Origin of the sequence: Schaalia canis (genome assembly GCF_003858455.1) — a bacterium.
GTDB lineage: Bacteria > Actinomycetota > Actinomycetes > Actinomycetales > Actinomycetaceae > Pauljensenia > Pauljensenia canis.
Window position 1 is genome coordinate 77589 of record NZ_RQZF01000010.1, and the last position, 7236, is coordinate 84824.

The window sequence follows — 7236 nt, forward strand, 5'->3', positions numbered from 1 at the left end:
TTCAAGACTATTGCCCGCCTGGGTGAATAGCGAATGGATTGAACGGATATGGCTCCGGGGTTGGCCTCGTGAACGATTGTCCACGAGGCCAACCCCGGTGAAACTGCACCCTTTAGACGCCAAGAATTGCGTGTGTCGTCCAGAAACACACGGCGGCAACGATGGCTGCGGCAGGTAGGGTCAGGAACCACGCCACAACGATATTGCCGGCAATACCCCAGCGCACTGCCGAGAAACGACGTGTTGCGCCCACACCCAAGATCGCAGAAGTAATCGTGTGAGTGGTGGAGATGGGAGCATGCAGGGCGAAAGCCGAAACATACAGGACGGTAGCGGCAACGCCTTCAGCCACGAAACCACGCGCAGGGTCGAGATCGATGATCTTACGGCCCAGGGTGCGCATAATGCGCCAGCCGCCAGCGTAAGTGCCTGCCGAGATGGCAATAGCTGCAGCGAGCTTGACCCACAGGGGGATCGTCATTTCACCGGTGACGGGGTCAAGAATGTTGTGGTGTTCCCCGTATCCGCCAGCCAGCAGAGCCATGACAATCACGCCCATGGTCTTTTGCGCATCCTGCAGACCGTGGCCAAGGGCCATAGCGGCAGCAGAGATCGTCTGAAGAACACGGAAGTGACGCATGGTGCGGTGGTAGGGCAGGTTAGCTAGCATCCTGAGGACAAGCTTCATGAGGAAGTAGCCCAAGAAGAAGCCGATTAGGGGTGAGCCGAACATCGGGATGATGACGTGAGTAAAGATTCCCCACCATTCAACCTGCGTGGCGGAGGCAAGGCCAGCACCCACCAAACCGCCAATGAGGGCATGAGAGGAAGATGAGGGAAGGCCAAACCACCAGGTGATGAGATTCCAAACAACAGCGCCAATGAGCGCTGCGAGCACAATAATCAGACCTTCACGCTGCATACCAATGTCGGGTGAGGCTGAATAATGTTGAATGTCGATGATGCCTTTGCCGATGGTTTTAGCAACGTCAGTGCCCAGCAGAGCGCCGATCACGTTCATAATCGCAGCCATGATGAGTGCGACGCGGGGAGTGAGGGCGCGGGTGGACACCGATGTTGCGATGGCATTGGCAGCATCGTGGAAGCCGTTGGTGTAGTCGAAGGCCAGCGCAATAACGATGACCGCGACTACCAGGACCAGGTTGAGGTCCACGGTGTCAGGACTCCTTCACTGCGATGGTTTCGATGCCGTTGGCAAGGTCCTCGAAGCGGTCAGAGCAGCGTTCGAGGACTTCAATCACGTCCTTGACCTTAATGATGGTCACGGGGTCAAGGCCCGAATCAAAGAGGGTTGTGAGGGTCAGGCGGTAGGCGCGGTCGCCCTCGTTCTCCAGACGGTTAATTTCGATCCAGTAGTCACGCAGGTCCAGGGGGGACTTCAGCTTGGGCATGGATTCTGCGGTCTGCACGGCGCAGCGGGTAAGGACGTCCACCTGTGCGGCCAGAAGAGAGCTGATGTCCTCGGGAAGATCGTGAATGCCGTAGAGGACGATCAGGTCGCCGGCCTCGTCCATGAGGTCCATACAGTCATCGAGGCGGGCAGCCAGGAAACCAAGGTCTTCACGGTCAAAGGGGGTGACGAAGGACTGGTTGAGCTTACGCACGACGAGGTGGTTGATTTCGTCGCCTTCGTGCTCAACGTCATGAAGCTGATCGCGAAGGGCAACGCGCTCTTCGGGTGATGCTCCGAGTAGGGCAGCGAGAATCTCGGCGCCGGTGACGAGTTTTGTTGCCTGGGTGGTGAAGAGGTCAAAGAATGACGGACCCTCGGGCTTGCGAAGTCCCACGGTTCCTCCTGAATTGGTCAGGGAATATCAACAAAACCAGATTAGGGCACATCGCTGCGAAGTGCGATAACCCGTGGGGTTAGATTCCCACCTTTTTTGTGATTGTGACACTGCACACGGTGTTCACGGGACCTATCGCCCCTGCAAAATTGCCATGCGTCAGGGATGATTGAACATGTAGATCAGGGACGGATCCGCGTCCCGGAATTACCGATAGCCCCAGGAGGCAAAATGTCCGTGACTGAACAGGACGTGCGCGCAGCAGCGCCCGCGAACACCCCCGAAGACGTGCTGGCATGGGTTGCTGAGATTGCAGCCCTGACCACCCCCGACGCCATTGAGTTCTCCGACGGCTCCCAGGAAGAGTGGGATCGCCTCACCTCCCTCATGGTTGAGACCGGTGTGTTCACCCGCCTGAACGAAGAGAAGCGCCCCAACTCCTTCCTCGCTCGCTCTCTTCCCTCTGACGTTGCTCGCGTTGAGTCCCGTACCTTCATCTGCTCCGAGAAGGAAGAGGATGCAGGCCCCACCAACCACTGGGCAGATCCCGTGGAAATGAAGGCCACCCTCAAGGAGAAGTTCACCGGCTGCATGAAGGGCCGTACCATGTACGTCATCCCCTTCTCCATGGGTCCCCTGGGTGGCCCCATCTCGCAGCTTGGCATCGAGATCTCCGACTCCCCCTACGTTGTGTGCAACATGCGCATCATGACCCGTATGGGCAAGGAAGCCATGGATCTCATTGCCGAAGGCAAGCCGTGGGTTCCCGCCGTCCACTCCGTCGGCGCCCCCCTCGAAGAGGGTCAGGAAGACACCACCTGGCCCTGCAATGAGGAAAAGTACATCACCCACTTCCCCGAGACCAATGAAATCTGGTCCTACGGCTCGGGCTACGGCGGCAACGCCCTGCTCGGCAAGAAGTGCTTCGCTCTGCGCATCGCCTCGACCATGGCCAAGCGTGACGGCTGGATGGCTGAGCACATGCTCATCCTGCGTCTGACCCGCGAGTCCGACGGCCGCCAGTTCCACATCACCGCAGCCTTCCCCTCGGCTTGTGGCAAGACCAACCTGGCCATGCTTGAGCCCACCATCCCCGGCTACAAGGTTGAGACCGTTGGCGACGACATCGCCTGGATGCGTCCTGGCCCCGACGGCCGCCTGTACGCCATCAACCCCGAAGCTGGCTTCTTCGGCGTTGCTCCCGGCACCTCATACTCCACCAACCCCATGGCAATGGAGACCATGAAGGCCAACTCCATCTTCACCAACGTCGCCCTGACCGACGATGGTGACGTGTGGTGGGAAGGCATTGACGGCGACGTTCCCGCTCACCTCATTGACTGGCACGGCAACGACTGGACTCCTGAGTCCGGCGAGAAGGCAGCTCACCCCAACAGCCGCTTCACCGTTCCCGCAGCCCAGTGCCCGATCATCTGCGAGGACTGGGAAGCTCCCGAGGGTGTGGCCGTTGACGCCATCCTCTTCGGCGGCCGCCGCGCCTCCAACGTTCCTCTGGTTGCTGAGCAGTACGAGCCCGCACACGGTGTCTTCATCGGCGCATCTGTGGCTTCCGAGGTCACTGCTGCTGCTACCGATGTCAAGGCTGGCGCCCTGCGTCACGACCCCTTCGCCATGCTGCCCTTCTGTGGCTACAACATGGCCGACTACTGGGGCCACTGGCTGGACATGCAGGCCGAGCTGGGCGATAAGTTCCCCAAGGCTTACCAGGTCAACTGGTTCCGTAAGGACGAGGACGGCAACTGGCTGTGGCCCGGCTACGGCGACAACAGCCGTGTTCTGGACTGGATCGTTCGCCGCGTTGCCGGTGAGGTTGAGGCCATCGACGGCGTGACCGGTCGCTACCCCAAGTTCGAGGACTTCAACCTTGACGGTCTGGATGTCACCGAGGATTCCTGGGCGAAGCTCTTCCACATCGATCCTGAAGCCTGGGCTGCAGAGATGGATGACACCGAGGAATACTTCAAGACCTTCGGTGACAAGGTGCCTGCGCCTATCCTTGAGCAGCTTGCCAAGTTCCGTGAGCGCATCGCTGCTGCACGCGCCTGAAAAGTAAGCTGATCGCCGGCTTTGTGGTAGTCCACAATATGTGCTGGTGATTGTTCACACACTGTGGGCCCCCGCCTCTTTTGGAGGCGGGGGCCCACAGTGCATGTGGCGGAATCTGAAGGAAAACTGAGTGTCGACGAAGATTTATTTTTTAAAACTAAATGGTAATTAAGGTGGGAAAGTAAGGGCTTTCTCAGTGAATTTCCATTATCTATTGCGGATATTCTCATGCTCGGAATAGGGTTGCTTCGATGGAAGAAGAATGGAGCTTGAATTAATGTAATTCAGCTTCATTATTCAATTCAGTTCTGGTAGTAGACTCTCTTCAGGAGCTTAAATGAAATCTATAGGAATGCGGTCGTTGAGGATGCCTCTGGCGATCCTCATGGCCTTCGCGCTCGTCGTGAGCGGCATTATCTATGCCTCGCCTCTTTTCGCTGCACGCGCCGACGCCCCACCTGCAGGGATCAATAACCGTGCGGATGTTGTCATCTCTGACATTACGATGAAGAAGTGGGGCGGCAACGACGACACAACAGGTATCCCTGGCCGTGTCTACATCAATGACTCAGTCCTGGTGAAGTGGAAGTGGCATCTCGATGACACAGCCCCTCGCCCGAAGCCGAATGACTCTTTCGTACTTCGCGTGCCCAATGAGCTGGGTATTCGAGAGACCAATAACTTCCCTCTATTGGTGGAGGGCGAAACTATTGGTACCTGCTACCCAGAACGGAAACTCATCACCTGTGTTTTTGGTGACCAGGTCGATCTCAGCACCAAGTCTCACCTTGCAGGCGAGGGCCATTTCGCCGCTGCAGTGAATGTTGCAACCGGCGAAACGGTGAGCTTTGACGCCAACGGAAACGCCATTAATGTACCGATGCCAGAGAATACTCCTGCAACGAAGAAGCCACGTCAATGGAATCCTGAGCCCTTGCATAAGAGCCATGACGGCATCCCCTCTGACGCCCGCTTCCTACGCTGGTACATCGTCTTTTCTGGTAAGGCCCTAAAAGATGCTGCGGCGAAGAATGGCGGCGAAATCCCCAATCCTCTGGTCATCAAAGACACCCTTTCTGGCCCACAAACCTTCACTGACATGACCGAGTTCTACATCATTCAGACGAAGGAAAACCCCGAACTGCAGTGGACCACTCTTATCGGTCGCCCGAATGGGGTAGGCGGAGATTCAACCCCCGCAGTTCCCGGACGATTCCATGAAGGTTTTGAACCTGGGACCTTCAAGCTGACCGCAGATGTCTCCCCTGACCGCAAGACTGCAACCTATAAGATTCACAAGCTCTCGGGCGAATGGCATGACGATGTGAACTACAAGTTCCTCTACATCGCCAAGCACGACGGCAAGGTTGTTGAAAGCGTCGTCTACAAGAACAACGTCGAGATTTCCGACGGCGAAAACGCGCCCTTCTTCACTCAGACCCGCAACGCCAGCTACAAGTCTTCTGCGGGAGCGACTGCAACTATGCGGGAAGGATACGGATCCTTCCGTGTCGGCAAGACACTGGGCGGCCCGAAGCGTGAAGAGGTCCTCAAGGATCCGAATCGCAAGGCGCTGTTGAAGGTGCACTGGACCTTGCCTGACGGAAAGAATCCAAGCCACTACCCGGACTGGAACGCCCCGGCAAATCCCGTGGATATGCCTCTCACGTTCGACGCTCTGAATGCCTACCCCAACGGTGGAAATAAGCCATTCCCGGTTGGAACCACCATCCGCCTTGTTGAAGATGCAGCAGGAACAACACCTGCACTTCCAGCAGGCGTGGAGTGGGGCGAGCCCCTCTTTACCATCGGTGACCAGAGCGCAACGAACGAAATCTCCTTCGTCATTGAATCTGCGAAGGTGACCAACGTTCAGCTTGAGAACACCGCTAAGCTTCCACCATCGGTGTCCGTTGGTGACTACGTTTGGTTTGATGCCAATAAGGACGGCAAGCAGGACCCATCAGAAAATGGTCTGGCAGGAGCCGTGCTTAAGCTGACCTACGCTGACGATACGCCCGTTACCAATGTTGAGGGACAGGTTGTCGACACCTACACCACCAAGGACAATGGCTACTACGTCTTCGACAAGCTGCCCGTCCTGAGCGGAGGCAAGAAGTACAAGGTCACTATGGTGACCCCGCCTGCCGGTTATGTGCCGACTGTTGCACTGGCTGACGGTGTGTCCGCTGACCTGAACTCCAACACGGATTCCGTTGTTTCCGAAGAAGCGCTCGACACCGACCTTGCTCGTGATATGACCTTGGACTTCGGCTTCATCAAGCCCTCGGTGTCCGTCGGTAACCTCGTGTGGTTTGATGCCAATAAGAACGGCCTGCAAGATGCTGGTGAGTCCGGTATCGAAAATGTGACCCTGACGATTTCACGTAGTGATAACGGCACCGTCAACCACGCTGATGGCACTCCCTTCCAAGCAGACGAGCTGACCACGACCACGAACCCTCAGGGTGAGTACTCCTTTGGCGGATTGGAGCCCTTGACCGGCGACGCTCGTTACGTCGTGACCGTCACTGCTCCTGAGGGCTACCAAGCAACCGAAGATCGACGGGGTAACGATACGGAGAAGGACTCCGATGCAAAGGCAGGTAAGGCAACTGCCAAGGAACTGAGCGTTAACGGCGCTTCAGACAACTCCCTTGATTTTGGTTTCATCAAGCCTGCTGTGTCTGTTGGTGACTTCGTGTGGTTTGATGCCAATAAGAATGGTCTGCAAGATGCTGATGAGTCCGGTATTGAAAATGTGACTCTGACGATTTCTCGCAGTGACGACGCTCCGGTGAAGACCTCCGATGGTCAAGACCTCGCTCAGTTGACCACCACGACGAACAATCAGGGTCACTACGAGTTCACCAACCTGCAGGCTCTTCCTGCTGGTACCTCTTACATCGTGACAGTGACGACACCGGAGGGCTACCAGCCTACGGAAGATAAGCAGGGCAGCGATACGGAGAAGGATTCTGAAGCGAAGGCCGGAAAGGCCCGCTCAAAGGATCTGACCACTGACGGTGCCTCGGACAACTCCCTTGATTTTGGTTTCATCAAGCCTGCTGTGTCTGTTGGTAACTTCGTGTGGTTTGATACCAACAAGAACGGCCTGCAAGATGATAATGAGCCTGGCATCAAGGATGTCATCCTCACCATCTCACGCAGCGATAAGAAGCCGGTCAAGACTTTTGATGGTCAAGACCTCGCTGAGCTAACCGTTACGACAAACGAACAGGGCCTCTACGAGTTCACGAACCTCCAGGCTCTGCCTGCTGGTACGTCTTATGTGGTGACTGTGACCAAGCTGCCTCGTGGTTTGGCTCCTACTGTTGAGGCTGATGATGATGATGCTGCA

Annotated in this window: 4 protein-coding genes; 2 read left to right on the plus strand and 2 right to left on the minus strand. The window is 56.7% G+C overall.

All coding sequences use genetic code 11. The features are described 5' to 3' along the window. Positions 1-112: 112 nt before the first annotated feature. Together EII11_RS08870 and EII11_RS08875 are read right to left on the minus strand one after the other, a co-directional pair. Positions 113-1174: an inorganic phosphate transporter gene (locus tag EII11_RS08870; protein ID WP_124871711.1), complete on the minus strand. Its 1062-nt coding sequence runs from the start codon at positions 1172-1174 to the stop codon at positions 113-115. A 4-nt stretch (positions 1175-1178) separates the two neighbouring features. Beyond that, a complete protein-coding gene (locus EII11_RS08875; protein ID WP_124871714.1) occupies positions 1179-1808 on the minus strand; it encodes a DUF47 domain-containing protein in 630 nt (209 codons plus the stop codon). A 231-nt stretch (positions 1809-2039) separates the two neighbouring features. Here EII11_RS08875 and EII11_RS08880 point away from each other — a divergent pair, with 231 nt between their 5' ends. Both EII11_RS08880 and EII11_RS08885 read left to right on the plus strand, forming a co-directional pair. Then, the gene (locus EII11_RS08880) at positions 2040-3875 is read left to right on the plus strand and encodes a phosphoenolpyruvate carboxykinase (GTP) (RefSeq protein ID WP_124871717.1); all 1836 of its coding nucleotides are present in this window, start codon (positions 2040-2042) and stop codon (positions 3873-3875) included. A gap of 337 nt (positions 3876-4212) precedes the next feature. Further along, on the plus strand, positions 4213-7236 hold a 3024-nt coding region (locus tag EII11_RS08885), incomplete at its 3' end, for an SdrD B-like domain-containing protein (protein WP_276310964.1).